Annotated in this window: 17 protein-coding genes; 12 read left to right on the top strand and 5 right to left on the bottom strand. The window is 67.7% G+C overall.

Annotated features, from left to right (window positions below; all coding sequences use genetic code 11):
- Window positions 1-108: 108 nt before the first annotated feature.
- Entirely contained in the window at window positions 109-1,686 is a 1,578-nt protein-coding gene (locus MU582_19795) for a uroporphyrinogen-III synthase (protein UPK77206.1), read from the top strand.
- Between the two features lie 17 nt (window positions 1,687-1,703).
- A complete protein-coding gene (hemB, locus tag MU582_19790; protein ID UPK74652.1) occupies window positions 1,704-2,675 on the top strand; it encodes a porphobilinogen synthase in 972 nt (323 codons plus the stop codon).
- A gap of 24 nt (window positions 2,676-2,699) precedes the next feature.
- On the opposite strand, the gene MU582_19785 is transcribed toward hemB, so the two are convergent.
- Both MU582_19785 and MU582_19780 read right to left on the bottom strand, forming a co-directional pair.
- Window positions 2,700-3,398: a hypothetical protein gene (locus tag MU582_19785; GenBank protein UPK74651.1), complete on the bottom strand. Its 699-nt coding sequence runs from the start codon at window positions 3,396-3,398 to the stop codon at window positions 2,700-2,702.
- Window positions 3,399-3,461: 63 nt separating this feature from the next.
- Window positions 3,462-5,252 (bottom strand): lytic murein transglycosylase, encoded by a 1,791-nt coding sequence (locus MU582_19780; protein ID UPK74650.1) that lies wholly within the window; start codon window positions 5,250-5,252, stop codon window positions 3,462-3,464.
- A 241-nt stretch (window positions 5,253-5,493) separates the two neighbouring features.
- Between MU582_19780 and hemL the strand changes: the two genes are divergently transcribed.
- The 6 genes from hemL (at window position 5,494) to ccsB (ending at window position 11,469) form a co-directional block, all read left to right on the top strand.
- Complete coding sequence (gene hemL / locus MU582_19775; protein UPK74649.1) at window positions 5,494-6,843, top strand: glutamate-1-semialdehyde 2,1-aminomutase; 1,350 nt, start codon at window positions 5,494-5,496, stop codon at window positions 6,841-6,843.
- Window positions 6,844-6,906: 63 nt separating this feature from the next.
- Complete coding sequence (locus MU582_19770) at window positions 6,907-7,536, top strand: histidine phosphatase family protein (protein ID UPK77205.1); 630 nt, start codon at window positions 6,907-6,909, stop codon at window positions 7,534-7,536.
- Between the two features lie 6 nt (window positions 7,537-7,542).
- Entirely contained in the window at window positions 7,543-8,133 is a 591-nt protein-coding gene (locus MU582_19765) for a TlpA family protein disulfide reductase (protein ID UPK74648.1), read from the top strand.
- On the top strand, window positions 8,133-8,879 hold the full coding sequence (locus MU582_19760) for a cytochrome c biogenesis protein CcdA (GenBank protein UPK74647.1): 747 nt from the start codon (window positions 8,133-8,135) through the stop codon (window positions 8,877-8,879). The genes MU582_19765 and MU582_19760 overlap by 1 nt, the downstream gene beginning before the upstream one ends.
- Window positions 8,879-10,477, top strand: a complete 1,599-nt coding sequence (locus MU582_19755; GenBank protein ID UPK74646.1) for a cytochrome c biogenesis protein ResB — start codon at window positions 8,879-8,881, stop codon at window positions 10,475-10,477. Before MU582_19760 ends, MU582_19755 begins: the two co-directional genes overlap by 1 nt.
- The gene (gene ccsB, locus MU582_19750) at window positions 10,474-11,469 is read left to right on the top strand and encodes a c-type cytochrome biogenesis protein CcsB (protein UPK74645.1); all 996 of its coding nucleotides are present in this window, start codon (window positions 10,474-10,476) and stop codon (window positions 11,467-11,469) included. The genes MU582_19755 and ccsB overlap by 4 nt, the downstream gene beginning before the upstream one ends.
- Window position 11,470: 1 nt before the next feature.
- Here the strand turns inward: ccsB and MU582_19745 are convergent, their stop codons facing one another.
- On the bottom strand, window positions 11,471-11,812 hold the full coding sequence (locus tag MU582_19745) for a PLD nuclease N-terminal domain-containing protein (GenBank protein UPK74644.1): 342 nt from the start codon (window positions 11,810-11,812) through the stop codon (window positions 11,471-11,473).
- Between the two features lie 86 nt (window positions 11,813-11,898).
- On the opposite strand from MU582_19745, the gene MU582_19740 reads away from it, so the two are divergent.
- Window positions 11,899-12,861, top strand: coding sequence for a threonine/serine dehydratase (locus MU582_19740; protein UPK74643.1), 963 nt, complete (start codon window positions 11,899-11,901; stop codon window positions 12,859-12,861).
- Between the two features lie 12 nt (window positions 12,862-12,873).
- Here the strand turns inward: MU582_19740 and MU582_19735 are convergent, their stop codons facing one another.
- Window positions 12,874-14,502 (bottom strand): hypothetical protein, encoded by a 1,629-nt coding sequence (locus tag MU582_19735; GenBank protein ID UPK74642.1) that lies wholly within the window; start codon window positions 14,500-14,502, stop codon window positions 12,874-12,876.
- A 95-nt stretch (window positions 14,503-14,597) separates the two neighbouring features.
- Here MU582_19735 and MU582_19730 point away from each other — a divergent pair, with 95 nt between their 5' ends.
- Genes MU582_19730 through MU582_19720 form a run of 3 tightly spaced genes read left to right on the top strand, consistent with a single transcriptional unit; the run spans window position 14,598 to window position 16,743 of the window.
- Window positions 14,598-14,864, top strand: coding sequence for a DUF4229 domain-containing protein (locus MU582_19730; GenBank protein UPK74641.1), 267 nt, complete (start codon window positions 14,598-14,600; stop codon window positions 14,862-14,864).
- Window positions 14,845-15,936, top strand: coding sequence for a PLP-dependent cysteine synthase family protein (locus tag MU582_19725; protein UPK74640.1), 1,092 nt, complete (start codon window positions 14,845-14,847; stop codon window positions 15,934-15,936). The genes MU582_19730 and MU582_19725 overlap by 20 nt, the downstream gene beginning before the upstream one ends.
- Before the next feature lie 12 nt (window positions 15,937-15,948).
- Entirely contained in the window at window positions 15,949-16,743 is a 795-nt protein-coding gene (locus MU582_19720) for an exodeoxyribonuclease III (GenBank protein ID UPK74639.1), read from the top strand.
- Between the two features lie 94 nt (window positions 16,744-16,837).
- Here the strand turns inward: MU582_19720 and MU582_19715 are convergent, their stop codons facing one another.
- A complete protein-coding gene (locus tag MU582_19715; protein ID UPK74638.1) occupies window positions 16,838-17,401 on the bottom strand; it encodes a dihydrofolate reductase family protein in 564 nt (187 codons plus the stop codon).
- Between the last annotated feature and the right edge of the window lie 50 nt (window positions 17,402-17,451).

The raw sequence follows: 17,451 nt of genomic DNA, 5'->3' as shown, positions 1-17,451 counted from the left end.
AAGAGCGCCGCGACCGGCACGAAGACGAAGTCGAAGGACGTGCGGTCGACGCAGAAGACGTCGTCGCGCAAGCGTTCGGCCGCCACCGAGAAACCGAGTGAGCCCAAGGTGGCGAGGCCGATCGGGCATGTGAGCTTCGTCGGCGCAGGTCCGGGTGACGCGAGCCTGCTGACGGTACGCGCGGCCGCGCTGCTGGCGGCCGCCGACATCGTCATCACCGAGCTTCCCGAGCACGCCTCGCTCGCGCCCGAAGGCGCCGAGATCATCGACGGCGGCACCAACGACGAGGGTGCTCCGCTGACCCCGTCGATCCGCGGCCGCCTCGTCGTCCGGCATGCGAAGTCGGGTAAGAACGTCGTCCGGCTGCTCGCCGGCGACCCGTTCACCTACGCAACGGGTCCCGAGGAGGCGATCGCCTGCAGCAAGGCCGATATCTCCTTCGAGATCGTTCCCGGTCTGTCGCCCGTCACCGCCGTACCCGCGTACGCGGGCGTACCCCTGACGACGCGTACCAAGCGCGAGGTGTCGGTGGTGCGCGTCGGCGAGTCGCGGGTCAACTGGGAGCAGTACGCCGGTGACCAGACGCTGGTGCTGCTCTCGGCCGCCGACCATTTGGCCGATGTCGCCGACGCGCTGGTCGAGGCGGGTCGATCGGGCGAGACCCCGATCGCGATCACCCAGGTCGGTACGACCACCGCACAGTCGACGATCGTCTCGACGCTGGCCACCGTCGCCGCAGACACTCGCAAGATGTCGATCTCGTCGTCGGCCGTCACAGTGATCGGCGACACCGTCGACCTGCGCGAGACCCTGTCCTGGTTCGAGACCAAGCCGCTGTTCGGCTGGCGCATCCTCGTACCCCGCACCAAGGAGCAGGCCGAGAGCCTTTCGCAGCGGCTGCACGGCTACGGCGCCGTCTCCGAGGGAGTGCCGACCATCTCGGTCGAGCCGCCGCGCAACCCGCAGCAGATGGACAAGGCGATCCGCGGCCTGGTCGAGGGCCGCTACGAGTGGATCGTCTTCACCAGCGTCAACGCGGTCCGCGCCGTACGCGAGAAGTTCGAGGAGTACGGCCTCGATGCACGCGCCTTCTCCGGGCTGAAGATCGCAGCGGTCGGCGACAAGACGGCCGAGGCGATCGAGACCTGGGGAATCCGCCCCGACCGCATTCCCACCGGCGAGCAGTCCGCCCGCGGTCTACTCGAGGACTGGCCGCCGTACGACGATGTGCTCGACCCGATCAACCGGGTGTTCCTGCCACGCGCCGACATCGCGACCGAGCAGCTCGTCGCCGGGCTGATCGAGCTGGGCTGGGAGGTCGACGACGTCACGGCGTACCGAACCGTGCGTGCCGCCCCGCCGCCCGCGCCGACTCGCGAGGCGATCAAGACTGGCAAGTTCGACGCCGTCGTCTTCACCTCGTCGTCGACGGTCCGCAACCTGGTCGGCATCGCCGGCAAACCGCATGCGAGCACGATCATCGCCTGCATCGGCCCGGCAACGGCCAAGACCGCCGAGGAGCACGGCCTGCGGGTCGACGTGATGGCCGAGAAGCCGTCCGTCGAGGTGCTCGCCGATGCACTCGCCGACTTCGGAGCCGCTCGTCGCCTCGCGATGATCGAGGCCGGAGACCCGGTGACGAAGCCGTCGCAGCGCAAGGGCGCATCGCGCCGCCGTAGCCGGTAGCGGGTTCGGAGGACGCCGTGTTCCCACAGGATCGTCCGCGTCGGCTGCGTACCTCAGCGGCCGTACGAAACCTGGTCGCGGAGACATCGGTCGAGCCGCGCAACCTGGTGCTGCCGATGTTCGTCGCCGAGGGACGCAGCGAACCAACGCCGATCCAGAGCATGCCCGGGGTCGTGCAACACACGCGCGACACCGCCCGGCGGGCGATCGCCGAGGCGGCCGAGCTCGGGCTCGGCGGGGTGATGCTCTTCGGCCTGCCCGAGCGTAAGGATGCGACCGGATCGGGAGCGCTCGACCCCGGTGGCATCCTCAACGTCGCGATCGCCGATGCGGTCGCCGAGGTCGGCGATGCGCTGGTCGTGATGTCCGACCTCTGCCTCGATGAGTTCACCGATCACGGCCACTGCGGGGTGCTTGACTCGCGGGGTCGCGTCGACAACGACGCCACCCTCGACCTGTACGCCAAGATGGGCGTCGCCCACGCGGAGGCCGGCGTCCACATGGTCGGTCCGAGCGGCATGATGGACGGCCAGGTCGGTGTCGTTCGGCGCGCGCTCGACGCCGCCGGGCACATCGACACTTCGATCCTCGCGTACGCCGTGAAGTACTCGTCGGCGTTCTTCGGACCGTTCCGGGAGGCGGTCGACTCGTCGCTGCAAGGTGACCGCACGACGTACCAGCAGAACCCCGCCAACGCGCGAGAGTCGATCCGCGAGACGTTGCTCGACATCGAGGAGGGCGCCGACCTCGTCATGGTCAAACCGGCGATGAGCTACCTCGACGTCGTCGCGCGCGTACGTGCGCAGGTGAACGTCCCGGTCGCCGCTTACAACATCTCCGGTGAGTACGCCATGGTCGAGGCCGCGGCCGCCAGCGGTTGGATCGAGCGCGACCGGGCGATCGAGGAGACGCTGGTGTCCATCAGGCGAGCGGGCGCCGACGTCATCCTCACCTACTGGGCGAGTGAGTACGCGCGTCGCTTGCGCTGACCTCTGCTGCGCGAGCCGCTGTCGTCAGTTGCGACAGAGGTAGGGGAGCAGACACCCGAGGCTGTCGACGAAGCTCGCGACGTTGGCCTGAAGCTGCTCGACGGGCGTACCGATGAGGGCGTTGGCGCAGGTCTGCAGGACCGATGCGTCGACGTTGCCGCTGCCGAGCGCCGACCGGCAGGCGGCGAGTGCCTCGTCGAGATCCACCGTGTTCGGATCGGTGGTGACGGGGTCGTTCTGCTCCGGCCCATCCGACTTGTCGTCGTTGTCGCCATCGCCGCCGTTGTTGCTCGCGTCGTTGTTGTTATCGTCGCCGTTCCCGCCGGTGTCGGTGTTGTGCTGCTCATCCGATCCGCCGTCGCCGCCGTCGGTCTTCGGCCCCGGGTCGCCGTTGCCCGACTTGTCGTCCTGCTCGGCCTGGTCGTTGTTTCGGCCGGTGCTGTCGTCGGCTCCGTCGTCGGTCTCGACCCCGGTACGTGTTGGCGCCGGTGCGGCCCCACCGCCGACCTGCCGGGGCGTGGTCTCCGCCTTGGCGTCGACTGCAGGAACCGGCGGCATTGACACCGCAGCGCCGGCGGTGTCGACCTCGGATCGTGACGTCGACCCGCGGTCATCGCTGGTGAGCGCGACCGCCACGACACCGGCGAGTAGGAGCACCGGAAGGCCGATCGCGATCCGCTGCCACCAGGACAGCATCGCAGGCGAAGAAACATGGCGGGGCATGCGCAGAACGCTATCGGTTCAGAGGATCAATGTGACCCTGCGTTGTGCGTCATGCGATCCCGGTCAGAGCTCTGCGACCTGGTCTTCCATCCACTCGAGTACCGGGTCGTCGCTCGGCTCCGACCAGACCACCTGGGAGTTGTCGACACAGTCCGAGACCAGCGCTGCCGACTGCTTGTCGGTCAGCGTGTTGCCCGCTTCCTGGATCTCCTCGCTGCCGACCGTGCACGCCTCGGTCACCGCGGCGGAGTTCTTGGGCTTGACCGCCTTGGGCTTGGTGGTCTTCGGGGCGGTGGTCTTGGGCTTGGTCGTCTTGGGTGCGGTGGTCTTGGGCTTGGTCGTCTTGGGTGCGGTGGTCTTGGGCTTGGTCGTCTTCGGGGCGGTGGTCTTGGGCTTGGTGGTCTTCGGGGCGGTGGTCTTCGGCTTCGTCGTCTTCGGAGCCTTGTGCTTCGGCGCGCTGTTCTCCTGCTTCGGCCGAATCGTCACCGCGCCCTTCGGCCGCTTCGGAGCCTTGTGCTTCGGACCGCTTTCGGACTGGCTCTTCGGTTTGGTCTGGACCTGGCCGACCGTGCCCTTCTTCGGCTTGGCGTGTGTGCCGTTCTTGGACTTCGGGCCGACCTGCTCCGGACGGATGTCGACGCCGGGGCCGTTCGGCTTCGTGTTCTGCTGAGAGCCGGACTTGTCGTCGGCGAAGCCCTGAATATCGTCCGGTTTGTTCGTGCCGTCGACGTTGCCCGGCTTACCGTCGATCGCGCCGCCACCGATCGAGCCGCCGCCGTTGACCTGCGGCTTGAGCTCGTTGTCGTTGTCCGGCTGCGCGGCACCGACGTCGTTCTGGCTCTTGGGGCCGTTGTCCTGGTCGGAGCCACCGGTTTCGACCGGCTTGAGCTGCTGCGGGCCGCCGTCGCCGTTCTTGGGCTTGGTGGTCTTCGGCTCGAGCTGGTTTCTGGCGCCGCCGCTCTGGTTGCTGTTGTTGCCCTGGTTTGCCTGATCGTCGTTGCTCGGCCCCGGGTCGTACGTATCGGGGTCGAACAGTTCGTCGTCGGAGTCCGGTGTGTCCGGCAGGTAGACGGTGGATTCCTCGGTGAAATCGCCGTCCTTGTAACGGTCGGCGATCGCGAGCACGTTCGCGACGTACTCGTTGGAGTGGTTGTAGCTGTAGACGGCAGCGCTGGCGCCGTCCTTCGTGCTGAGATCGTCGTTGTCGGCGCAGAGATAGACCGCGGTGGCCAGCGCTGCGTCGTAGATGTTGTGCGGGCTCTTGACGCCGTCGCCGTTGCCGTCGACGCCGACGAGGTTCCAGGTCGACGGGATGAACTGCATCGGGCCGACGGCGCGATCCCAGGTCGTATCGCCATCGAACTGGCCGTTGTCGGTGTCGCGGATGGCCGCGGTGTTGTTCGACCCGTTCAGGGGGATCCCGATGATCTCCGGGCTGGAGTCGCCGCGGGTGTCGAGGGTGCTGCCGCCGTACCGGCCGTGGTCGGACTCGACCCGCCCGATCGCGGCAACGAGGGTCCAGTCGAGCTTGCAGGCCGACTTGACGTTGGCCATCACCTTCGCCGCATCGCGGTACGCGCTGACCGCGGCCGAGGGAAGCGGCGAGCTCTTCAAAGCCATCGGGGTTGCCTGCTTCTTGCTGAAACTGGCAAGCGGCGCGAGGCTCGACTGGTGTTTCTGGACCTTGCCGAAGCTCGGCTTGGTGAATGCGTCAGTCGGCACATCGCTGATCGGTGGCGTGCCGTGGTCGGAGTGGCTGTCGACCTTCGCGTCGATGGTGTCCGAGCCCGGTGTTGCCGCGATCGCAACGCCCCAGGCGCTCGCGACGAGCGTTATCGGCACGACGGCCGACACTGCTTGCCACCACCGAACACCGGTGGACCGGTGGGTACCACCGCGTCGCGCCTTGACGGCTGCGTCCCTCACGCGCTCTCACTCCCCGCCTCGTCCGGCCGTCGTCTCCCGAGCCGACGGTCTTCGTGGCCCACCCTATGTCAGGATCGGCTCTTGTGTTAAGAGACCGCTGACTTTGCTCGCGCAGGGTGGCCTGCGGTCCCAACATCGCGTACGACGGGCCGCGCGAACGATGGGTTCCATGGTCAGCGACAATGGATTCGTGACCGCCGATTCGAGCTCCGACGTACCTGCCTCCGCGGCACTGTTCCAGCGCGCCCGCGCGGTCTCACCCGGGGGCGTGAACTCGCCCGTTCGTGCCTTCCGAGCGGTCGGCGGCACACCGCGGTTCATGGCGAGCGGCCGCGGGGCGTACCTCACCGACGTCGACGGCAACGAGTACGTCGACCTGGTCGGGTCGTGGGGCCCGATGCTGCTCGGCCACGCCCATCCGGAGGTGATCGATGCCGTGCAACGTGTCGCGACCGCGGGCACGTCGTTCGGCACGCCCAGCGAGCCGGAGGTACTGCTCGCCGAAGAGATCGTCACCCGTACTCCTGTCGACTCGGTGCGCCTGGTTTCGTCCGGCACTGAAGCCACAATGTCGGCGATCAGGCTTGCTCGCGGGTGTACGGGGCGCGACCTGGTGGTTAAGTTCGCCGGTTGTTACCACGGTCACGTCGACTCGCTACTCGTCTCGGCCGGCTCGGGTGTCGTCACCTTCGGTCTCCCGGGTACGCCGGGCGTACCCGATGCTTCCACCGCGCAGACGCTCGTACTCCCGTACAACGACACCGGCGCCGTCGAGAAGGCGTTCGCCGAGCACGGTGACCAGATCGCCTGCGTGATCACCGAGGCCGCCGCGGGCAACATGGGCGCCGTACCACCGCTGCCCGGCTTCAACCAGTTCGTCAGCGAGACCTGCACCCGCCACGGCGCGCTGTTCATCAGCGATGAAGTGATGACCGGGTTCCGCGTCAGCCGGTCCGGCCACTGGGGCCTCGACGGCGCCGCCGAGGGCTGGCGACCCGATCTGATGACGTTCGGCAAGGTGATGGGCGGCGGCTTCCCGGCCGCGGCTTTCGGCGGTCGGGCCGATCTGATGAGCCAGCTGGCGCCCGAGGGCCCCGTCTACCAGGCGGGCACTCTGTCGGGCAATCCGATCGCGACAACGGCCGGCTACACCACGCTTCGGCTGGCCACCGATGACGTGTACGCCCATCTCGACACGGTCGCAGCGCGCGTACGCTCGCTGGCATCCGACGCGCTGAGCGAGGCCGGCGTACCGCATGTCGCGCAGGCCGCCGGGAACCTCTTCAGCATCTTCTTCGTTGACGGCACGGATGCCGTCGTCAACTTCGAGCAGGCGCAGGCGCAGCACGTCGAGCAGCACAAGGCGTTCTTCAACGCGATGCTCGACGCCGGCATCTACCTGCCACCGAGCGCGTTCGAGGCGTGGTTCGTCTCCGCCGCGCACGACGACCACGCGGTCGAGCGGATCGCCGCCGCCCTCCCGGCGGCCGCCCGCGCCGCCGCATCCGCAACCAGCTAACGTACGAAACGAGACCGGGGAAGTTCAGTGACAGACAACGCCGCCCGCACTGTTGTGCACCTGATGCGCCATGGTGAGGTCTTCAACCCCCGCGGAGTCCTGTACGGCCGACTTCCCGGCTATCACCTGTCCGACCTCGGCCGACAGATGGCCGACCGGGCGGCCGAGTGGCTGGTCGAACGCAAGGCCGACGTCACCCATCTCGTCGCGTCTCCGCTCGAGCGCGCGCAGGAGACGGCTCAGCCGTCTGCCGCGGCGTTCGATCTCGAGGTCAACACCGATACCCGGGTGATCGAGGCGGGCAACCAGTTCGAGGGCAAGAAGTTCGGTGTCGGCGACGGGTCGTTGCGCCACCCTGGTACGTGGTGGCTGCTGCGCAACCCGTTGCGGCCGTCATGGGGTGAGCCGTACACCGAGATCGCCGCGCGGATGCTCGCCGCGATGGCCGACGCCCGAGACGCGGCCGAAGGCCATGAGGCGCTGATCGTGTCCCATCAGCTACCTGTCTGGACCGCGCGGACGGCGATCGAGGGGCGCCGCTTCGCGCACGACCCGCGCCGCCGGCAGTGCTCGCTCGCGAGCATCACGTCGGTCGAATACGTCGGCGAGCGCATCGTCTCCCTCACGTACAACGAGCCGGCGCGCGACCTGTTGACGAGCAAGGTCGCCGACAGCTTCACGGCAGGTGCGTGACGGTTCGTGGTGCAGTACCCCAACCGGCGCATGGGCAGCCTCGGCGCTGCCGCGGCTCTCTTGGTCGTGGTGGCCGGCTGCTCGACCGCCGAGGGCGGTGACACCGGATTCATCAGCGGCGACGGCACCATCACCCGAGTCGATGCCGCCGACCGGGAGGATGCGCCGACGCTCGAGGGCGACGATCTGCAGGGCAAGCCCGTCTCGACCGACGACTTCGCCGGTAAGACGATCGTGGTGAACGCATGGGGCTCATGGTGCGGACCGTGCCGTAAGGAAGCGCCCGAGCTCGTTGAGGCCTCCAAACGACTCGCATCGAAGAACGTCCAGTTCCTGGGGCTCGCCACTAAGAGTCAGGCCGGTGAGACCACTCCCTCGCAGGACGTGCAGTTCGCCCAGGAGGCCGGGTTCACCTTCCCGACGATCCAGGACTACGACGGCGAGCAGGTGCTGCGTTTCGTCGACTCGATGCCGGCGCCGGCGGTGCCGACGACCTGGGTCATCGACGGCGACGGTCGGGTGGCCGCGCAGGTACGCGGTGAGACGACCGCTTCGACCCTGATCGGTCTCGTCGAGGATGTACAGGCCGATTCGTAGTGGGTACCTGGTTCGGTGAGACCGCCGTCTCCGGCGCTCTCGTGTTGGCGATCCCGATCGCGCTGATCGCGGGGCTCGTGTCGTTCTTCTCGCCGTGCGTCGTACCGCTGCTGCCCGGCTACCTCTCGTACATGACCGGCCTGTCGGCGGCCGACCTCGAGTCGAGTAGGCGCGGCCGGATGGTGCTCGGCGCACTGCTGTTCGTCGCGGGCTTCTCCGTCGTCTTCGTGTCGTACGGCGCGTTGTTCGGCAACATCGGGTTCCGGCTGGAGGAGCACCAGCGCACTGTGTCGATCGTCGTCGGCATCCTGGTGATCATCCTCGGCATCGCCTTCATCGGCTGGATCCCGTTCCTGCAGCGCGACATCCGCATCCACTCCGTTCCCGCCGTCGGACTCGCGGCGGCTCCGGTGCTCGGTGCGCTGTTCGGTATCGGCTGGACCCCATGCCTCGGGCCGACCCTCGCGGCCGTACTCGGGCTGTCGATGTCCGAGGCGAGCGCCGGCAGGGGAGCACTGCTGACGCTTTCGTACTGCCTCGGCCTCGGTGTGCCGTTTGTTCTCGCGGCGGTGGGTTTCCGTCGCTTCATGGGCGCGATCGGGTGGGTACGCCGCCACCAGCGCGTCATCTCCTACATCGGCGGTGGCCTGCTGATCCTCGTCGGGGTCGCGCTCGTCACCGGCTGGTGGGACTGGCTGGTGGTCGAGATGCGTTCGTGGTTCCCGACCGTGACGACGGTGGTCTGATGGCGACCCAGACGAAACGACCCAAGAAGACGCCGCCCGCGCCGGCGATGACGACGCGCGAGTTCGGCCGCTGGATCTGGCGGCAGCTGACGTCGATGCGTACCGCGCTGATGCTGCTGCTCCTCCTTGCCCTCGCCGCGATTCCGGGCTCGCTCGTGCCGCAGCGCTCGGTCGACCGGCAGGCCGTCGAACGCTACTTCCTGCAGCATCCCGACCTCGCGCCCGTCTACGACAAGCTCGGGCTGTTCAACGTGTACACGTCGGTGTGGTTCTCCGCCGTCTACATCCTGCTGATGGTGTCGCTGCTCGGCTGCATCGTCCCCAGGCTCGGCGTGTACTGGCGAGCGCTTCGGGCACGGCCGCCCAAGGCGCCGAAGCGGTTCGACCGGCTGCCGGAGTCCCGCACGTACGAGACGGCAACGGATCCGCAGGACGTGCTCGAGCACGCGCGTACGATCCTGCGGCGCAAGCGGGCTCGCATCGATGTCGTCGATGACGAGCTGCGCGCCGAGAACGGCTACCTGCGCGAGGCGGGCAACCTGATCTTCCACTGCTCACTCGTTGTGGTGCTCATCGGCGTCGCCGCCGGCGGGCTGTACGGCTACCGCGGCAACGTGATCGTCACCGAGGGCAACGGATTCTCGAATACGATCACGCAGTACGACGAGATCTCCTCCGGTGCGGCGTTCACCGAAGACCAGATGCCGCCGTTCACCTTGCACCTCGACGAGCTCGACGCGCAGTTCCAGGTCGACGGGCCACAGCGCGGAGCGCCGAAGCACTTCGAGGCCGAGGGTACGTACACCTCCGAGCCGGGCGGTGACGAGCAGCCGTTCAACGTCAGCGTCAACCACCCGCTCGATATCGACGGCACGTCGGTCTTCCTGGTCGGCCAGGGTTACGCGCCCGTCGTCAAGGTGACCGACGGCAACGGACAGGTGACCTTCGACGGCCCCGTACCGTTCCTGCCCGAGGACGGCACGTACACGTCGCCCGGTGTCATCAAGGTGCCCGAGGCCCGACCCGAGCAGCTCGGCTTCCAGGGCTTCTTCCTGCCGACTGCGGCCACCCTCGCCGAGGGGGAGGCGCCGGTGTCGATCTTCCCCGGACCCGTCAACCCGAACCTCGGGCTGTTCGTCTACTACGGCGACCTCGGCATGGACTCCGGCGAGTCACAGTCGGTGTACTCGCTGAACAAGGACGGTCTGACCCAGCTGAAAGGCAAGGACGGTCAGCCCTACCGGGTCAACCTCTCGCTCGGACAGGTCGCGGATCTGCCCGGCGGGCACGGCTCGATCGAGTTCGTCGGACTCCGCGAGTTCGCCCGGTTCCAGATCAGCGACACCCCTGGCCAGACCGTGCCGTTGACCGGAGTCGTCATCGGGCTGCTCGGGCTGATGCTGTCGCTGTACATACGGCCCCGGCGTACGTGGGTGCGCGTGCGCCGTCTCGACGACGGCTCAGACGGCGGGTCGCGTACGGTAGTGGAGGTCGCCGCGCTCGACCGGGTGCCGCGCGGTGATCCCGCAGGTGAGCTCGACACGTTCGTCGAGAAGCTGCAGGAGTCAACCGGAAAGCAGGAGGACGCATCAGCATGAGCGTCGAGCAGTACGCCAACTTCTCGAACTACTCGGTCGCGTCGGCGACGGTCGTACTCGGCCTTGCGTGTCTGGCGTACATCGTCGAGTGGGCGCTCACCCGACAGGTGACGAGTGCCCGGCGCCGCAGCCGCGCCGAGCAGCGTGAGCTGGTGTCGGCCGCGGGTGGCAGCGTCGACTCGACCACGGCCGCCGCCGGCGAGACCGCGGTCGACTCCGATGCGGAGTTCCGACGCGAGGTCGCGGCGCGGATCGGCCTCTCCCTGACGGTGCTGGCGTTCGCGTTACTGGCCGTCGGTGTCGCGACCCGCATCGCCGCCTCCGGTGAGTTCCGCGCGCCGTGGGGCAACATGTACGAGTTCTCGATGGCCGGCATCACGGCCGTCCTCGGGATGTTCTTGGTGATGGTGAAGGTCGCCGACCTGAACTGGCTGGGCGGCATCGTCACCGGGTTCGGCGTGATCGTGCTCGGCCTGTCGATGCTGGTGTACGTACCCGCCGGCCCGCTGGTGCCCGCGCTCGACTCGTACTGGCTCGTCCTGCACGTCGTCGCCGCCATGATCTCGGCCGGAGCGTTCGCCATCGGTGCGGCGCTGTCGGTGCTTTACCTCGTCCGCGCGCGGGCGGAGGCGCGTACGCCCGAGGGCGAAGACCGCGACGGCTACATCTGGCGGTTGCCGGCGGCGGCGAAGATGGACCGGCTCTCGTACCGCATCCACGCGTTCGCCTTCCCGCTCTACACCTTCGCGGCGCTCATCGCGGGCCCGATCTGGGCGTACCACGCATGGGGCCGGGCGTGGGGCTGGGATCCCAAGGAGGTCTGGGCGTTCATCACCTGGGTCGCGTACGCCTGCTACCTGCACGCGCGGGCGACCGCCGGGTGGAAGGGCAAGGCGGCCGCGATCCTCGCGCTGGTGGCGTTCGCGACGTTCCTGTTCAACTACGTCGGCGTGAACCTGTTCGTCGACGGGTTGCACTCGTACGCCAAGTAGGTCAGCGCTCGGGATCTTCGCCGTGGGCGCGCCGCTTGCGGCGGTACTCCTTCTCCCACTCCTCGAGCACGTCTTCGGGGTTGCGGTTGAGATCGCGTAGGAAGTCGGGGTCGTCGTCGGGACCGCTGACGGACCTTCGCGGTTGCCGCGGAGGTGGGGTGCGGCGTCGCCGCGGGCGGCCGATGATGAACCACAGGAGCGGGCCGATGACCGGCACGAATGCGGCGACTGCCCAGACCCACTTCGGCAGCCGGCGTGTGGCGCCCCGCGGAGTCGCCAGCACGTCGTAGAACGCGAAGATCGTCATCACGAGTACCGCGATGACGAGAAGTGCCTTGCCCACGTCTCCAGAGTATGCTGCGCGGCCAACTCCCGCCCAATGACCAGGTATCGATTCAGCGGCGATCGCCCACCTGGCACGCTGGTGGCGTGAATCTCGTCGATATCCATGCCATCGAGGCGGCCGCCAAAGTAGTCGCCGACACCTGCCTTCGTACGCCCGTACTGCCCGTCGCGGCCAAGGATGGGCGTGGCTCGCTGTGGGCGAAGGCCGAATGCCTGCAGCCGACCGGCGCGTTCAAGTTGCGCGGTGCGACCAATGCGCTCGCCGGCCTCACCGACGCGCAGCGCGCGGCCGGTGTCGTGACCCATTCGTCCGGCAACCACGGTCAGGCCGTCGCGTTCGCGGCGCGAGTCGCCGGCGTACGCGCGACGGTGGTCATGCCCGAGGGCGCCGCGCAGGTGAAGGTCGACGCGACGCGCGAGTGGGGCGCTGAGATCGTGATGGTCCCGGTCCAAGACCGCGCCGCCACCTGTGCCGCGATCGCCGAGCGTACGGGTGCCGCGGTCGTGCCGCCGTTCGACGACGAGCGGATCATTGCCGGGCAGGGGACGATCGGGCTCGAACTCGTCGACCAGCTGCCCGACCTCGCCACTGTGCTCGTACCGGTCGGCGGCGGCGGGCTCATCTCCGGCATCGCCGTTGCAGTCAAATCCCGTCGGCCGGACGTACGCGTGATCGGGGTCGAGCCGGAGCTGGCGGGCGACCTCGCCGAAGGTTTCGCCGCTGGCGACCGCGCGAACTGGTCGACCGACCTGACCACTCGTACGATCGCCGACGGATTGCGCGGCGGCGCCGTCGGCGACCTGAACTGGACGCACATCGAGGCCCACGTCGACGACGTCGTCACAGTCAGCGAAGACGCGATCCGCGCTGCGATGCGAGAGATCGCCGTACGTGCCCGGATCGTGGCCGAGCCGTCCGGAGCCGTCGCTGCCGCCGCGTACGTCGAGCGGAGCCGAGACCTCCCGGGCGGCACGACCGTCGCGATCGTCTCCGGCGGCAACGTCGACCCGGGGTTGCTCGCGCGCGCATTGGGTCAGAACCTCTGATTCGGGCACTGGCTAGGAAAGCTGCTCAGCGATCGTCTCGGCGATCCGACGTGCCGCTTTTCGTTGTCCGCCGTGGGGAATCCTGTCTGACCATCGACCACGATGACCGACGAGTACGGCGACATAGCCACTGTCTGCCGGATCGTCCCCGAGACCGACCGCGTAGCCCGCCTCGTACGCCCCGAGGATCCCCGTGTGCACGGTGCCAGTGCCGTTACGGATCAACGTCGCTTCGTGACGGGAGACCGGCAACGGATCCGTGGAAACGTAGACCTGCGCCTGAATCCGTCTCTCGGGGTCGACGAACACGCATGGTCTTGCTCGAAGCGGAGGGCGGTTCTGAGTTATGAGAATCGGGTCCGTTCTTCCAGCCGACGAGTTCCTCGGACTCAGGGTCGCCGGACGAAGTCGGTCGGTGACCTCCTCGCGTACGGCGCCGACAGCGATGGCGCAGGTGACGTTCGGGTCTGACTCGGCGGCGACGACCTGCTCGGCAGCGTCGGCCGGTACGTCCGGGTCCGTGTACGGATGACACATCGGACCGGGAGGCAGGTCGGTGTCCCACTGGTACTTGCGGCCGAAGATCAGCGGCATGTAGTCGACGCAGTCACCACGCCTCTCATGATCGGGCTCGTTCCGTCCGTAGAGCAGACGATGCTGGGGCTCCAACGACCGGTCAGGTGGATCGTCGAGTGCCTCTATAACCCGCTGGGCGGCCCGCTGCGCGTTCGGACATGACTGCGCCTGCAGTTCCAGGACCGTCGATGACTCGGCCCACAATAGCGAGCACGCCTGCGGGAAGTAGGGTTCTCCGCGGTAGATTCGGTGCCCGTCTATGGGGGAGTCGACGCGCGGGTGGGTCCCGCGAACGGCCAACGACTCCTCCGTTCCGGTGTGGACCCGAAGTGTCGCCGTCCACGGGGTCACCGGGTCTGCGGCTGCTGTTGCGTACGCCTTCGACGACACTGCGCGACAGGTGTCGATTCCCTCGTCGGAGCTGGAGCCGTAGACATACTGGAGATGTCCGTCTTCCGCGTCGAACCCGCGTCGCAACAGCCTGCACGTGTCGAGGGCGCCGAGCTCGGTGTCGATGCGTCGGCCACTACCGTTTCGGATCGTCTTGACTGTGCGCCGTAGCGCTGTGCGCACGGGACCACAGTCCGAAGCGTCCCAGGCTCCGTCGATCTCGATCGCTTCCGTGAAGCTGACCGGGAGCCAGCCTGTGCAGCCCCTGATGCTCTTGGCGGGGAGCACGTACGCCTTCGCGCCAGCGATATTGGTCGGCATGAGCCCGTACCGGTCCGCCGGTTCCAGACGCACTCCGATCACCAATCGCATCACGCCTCGTGGTCCGAATCGGCACATGTGCGGCGACTCCCGTTCGACGGGGTCATCCGGGCCCGCGACGAGGCGGCACGCGTCGAGCCGCCACAGGGCGGTCGTGACGGCTTCTGGATCGCGATCGGCACGCACGGCGTCCGCTGACGGCTGGACCCGTGGGATTGGGGTGAGCTGCTCGATCTCTTCGGACACGGCCGACTCATCGGGTTCGCTGCCGAAGCATCCCGCAAGGACCATCGCAGCGAGTAGGAGTGCCGGTAGAGCCCGCCTCGCCGTTCCTCTCGTGCGTTCCTCACCCATGTCCGAAGCCAACCCCGCAGTGCTGTCGGTTCGCTGCCGGTTCGCTGCCGACGCCCACCAACGGTGCGTGGGACGATCGGGGCTACCCTTTGGTCATGAACCCATTCGTCGCGTACACGCTCGCGCGCTTCGGCCTGTTCCTGGCCGCGTTCGGGCTCGCATGGCTGGTGGCGTTCAGCTGGTTGGAGTGGAACTCCATCAACGTGCTCTGGACGATGCTCATCGCCCTCGTCATCTCTGCGGCCGCCGGGATCGTGCTCCTGCGGAGGCTTCGCGAGCGGCTCGCGGGTCGGGTGCAAGACCGCGCGGAGCGGATGTCGCAGCGGTTCGAGGAGTCTCGCAGTGCCGAAGACGTCGACTGACGACCGGCGCTGGATAGATCGGGCAGTACGCGCGGTCGAGGCTGACGCCAATCGCAGCGCCGATACTCATCTGCACAGGTTCCCGCTGCCGGGGCCGGCGGGCGTGGACCTGTACCTCAAGGACGAGTCTGTGCATCCGACCGGCAGCCTCAAGCACCGGCTCGCCAGGTCGCTGTTCCTGTACGCGCTGTGCAACGGGTGGATCGGCCCCGGTACGACGATCGTCGAGGCGTCCAGCGGTTCAACGGCGGTCAGCGAGGCGTACTTCGCGCGTCTGCTCGGGTTGCCGTTCGTCGCGGTGATGCCGCGTTCGACCAGCGCCTCGAAGATCGAGCTGATCGAGTGGCACGGCGGCCGCTGCCACCTCGTCGACAATGCGTCTGAGGTGTACGACGAGGCGCGCCGTCTTGCGCGCGACTCCGGCGGCCATTACATGGACCAGTTCACCTACGCCGAGCGGGCCACCGACTGGCGCGGCAACAACAACATCGCCGAGTCGATCTTCGAGCAGCTGAGCCATGAACCGCATCCGGTGCCGACCTGGGTCGTCGTCGGCGCGGGCACGGGCGGTACGTCTGCCACCATCGGTCGATACATCAGATACCGCTGTCAGCCGACGAAGGTACTCGTCGTCGATCCGGAGAACTCTGCGTTCCTCGACGGCTGGGCGAGCGACAGCTCCGACTCGACCACCGGCACCCCGTCGCGCATCGAGGGGATCGGCCGACCCCGGATCGAACCCTCGTTCGTCGGTGACGTGATCGACGAGATGGTGCGGGTGCCCGACGCTGCGTCGATCGCCGCAATGCGCTGGTGTTCGACCGTCACCGGCCGGTCGGTCGGCCCGTCGACGGGCACCAACATCTGGGGCGTGCTCGGTGTGCTCTCGGCCATGCGCGCCGCGGACCAGCAGGGCAGCATCGTCACCTTGCTCTGCGACGGTGGTGATCGGTACGCCGATACCTACTACGACGACGGATGGCTCGCCGAGCGTGGCATCGACATCGCGCCGTACACCGCGTTGCTCGACAAGTTCACCGACTCCGGCGTCTGGGGCGACGAGACCGGCTGACACCATCGGAGCGTGGTCAGAGTCGCTTCCGTCAACGTCAACGGCATCCGTGCTGCGTACCGCCGCGGCATGGCCGACTGGCTCGATGCATGCCGGCCCGATGTGCTCGCGTTGCAAGAGGTACGCGCACCCGACGAGATCGTGCGCGACCTGCTCGGCGACGAGTGGCATCTCGTACACACGGAGGCGGCCGTGAAGGGGCGCGCAGGTGTCCTGGTGGCTACCCGACTCGCGCCGTCGGGTACGCGCATCGGAGTGGGTGACTCCCACTTCGACGAGTCCGGACGCTGGGCCGAGTCGGAGATCGCGCTGCCGAGCGGCAAACGCCTGAGCATCGCGTCGGCGTACGTACACACCGGAGAGCCCGAAACGCCTTTGCAGCAGGAGAAGTATCGCTTCCTCGACGCGATGCTCGCCCGGATGAGCGACCTGCGCGAGCGTAGTGACTACGCGCTCGTGGTCGGTGACCTGAACATCGGTCACACCGAACGCGACATCAAGAACTGGAAGGGCAACCTGAAGAAGTCCGGGTTCTTGCCCGAAGAGCGCGCGTACCTCGACCGCGTACGCGACGAACTCGGCTGGATCGACGTAGGTCGCGACTTCGCGGGACCTGTCGACGGCCCGTACACGTGGTGGTCATACCGTGGCAGGGCGTTCGACAACGACGCGGGTTGGCGGATCGACTACCAGCTCGCGACTCCCGAGCTCGCATCGCTCGCCGGCCCCGTCGTTGTCGACCGTGCCCCGTCGTACGCGCAGCGCTGGAGCGATCACGCGCCGGTTGTCGTCGACTACGCGATCTAGCTGATCTGCGGCTGGCCGCGTTTTGTATCTATCACGCATAGCTCCAATAGGTTCGTACCGCTGAGCGATAGATACAAATGGGGACGGCGCCGAACTACGCCCGCTTCGGGCGGTACGTCCGCGCGAAGCTCCGGGGATTCTGCTCGTCGATCTCCGCCAGCTCCCAGTCAACCCGTCGCCCGCCCGGTACGTCGAAGATCCGGATGCCGTCGCCGAGGAAGATTGGCGCGACGTAGACCTGCAACTCGTCGATGAGGTCATGCTCCAGCGCCTGGCGGGCGATGTCGGCGCTGATGATCTGCACGTCTCCGTCGCCGGCGAGCTCACGTGCGCGCCGAATCGCCTCGACGATGTCACAGTTCAGTGCGATGACGGTCGGGTCATCCGCGAGCTCCTCCGGACGATGAGTGAGGATGAACTCCGTTCCGGACCACGCGCCGCCGTAGGGCTCGGAGGTCAGATCGTCGCGCTCGTCCTGCAGTGCCTTCGCCGCGTCGTACCCGTCTCGACCCGCGATGATCACTGCGACGGCGCCGGCCATGCGATCGGTCGTACCCTCGGCCATCGGCTCCGCCGCGGCAAGCCAGCTCATATCGTGCCCCGGCCCGGCGATGAACCCGTCGATCGAGCAGGTGAATCCCCACGCGACCTTGCTCATGTCAGCTCCCTGTCAGCCGTCGATTGCTCGGTTTGGGCCGCCGACGTTTT

Source organism: Nocardioidaceae bacterium SCSIO 66511, assembly GCA_023100825.1.
In the GTDB taxonomy this organism is placed as follows: Bacteria; Actinomycetota; Actinomycetes; order Propionibacteriales; family Nocardioidaceae; genus Solicola.
The sequence above is the reverse complement of the archived record's forward strand: the minus strand, read 5'-3'. Positions and strand labels throughout refer to the sequence as shown.